Origin of the sequence: Paenibacillus sp. EKM301P (assembly GCF_011800295.1) — a bacterium.
Taxonomy (GTDB): domain Bacteria; phylum Bacillota; class Bacilli; order Paenibacillales; family Paenibacillaceae; genus Paenibacillus; species Paenibacillus polymyxa.
Genome location: NZ_JAALFM010000104.1, coordinates 1 through 362, shown reverse-complemented (window position 1 = coordinate 362; position 362 = coordinate 1). Strand labels below are relative to the sequence as shown.

General features: G+C 57.5%; 1 protein-coding gene. It reads right to left on the bottom strand.

Annotation, left to right across the window (positions count from 1 at the left end):
* The coding region (locus HFD99_RS25035) for an AMP-binding enzyme (RefSeq protein WP_167441074.1) at positions 1-362 on the bottom strand (362 nt) is incomplete at both ends.

The window sequence follows — 362 nt, the reverse complement described above, 5'->3', positions numbered from 1 at the left end:
GGCGTCAGCGGGAAACGATCCAGCTGTACCACATACGTCGGGATCATGTAATCCGGCAGCTTCGGCTGCAGCGCATTCCGTAGTTCTGGTAGACTTAGCGACTCCGAAGCTACGATATAGGCACACAGATCCTTGTGCCCGTCTTCATTTTCCCATGCTGTGACTACAGCTTTCTGAATGCCGTCCACGGTCAGCAGCTGTGCTTCCACCTCGCCCAGCTCGATCCGATACCCGCGAATTTTGACCTGATGGTCGATCCGGCCTAAATACTCGATACTGCCATCCGGCAGCCACCGTGCCAGGTCGCCTGTCCGGTACATCCGGTTTGCGTAAGTGCTGTCCGCTGGATCAGCGGCCGTCGC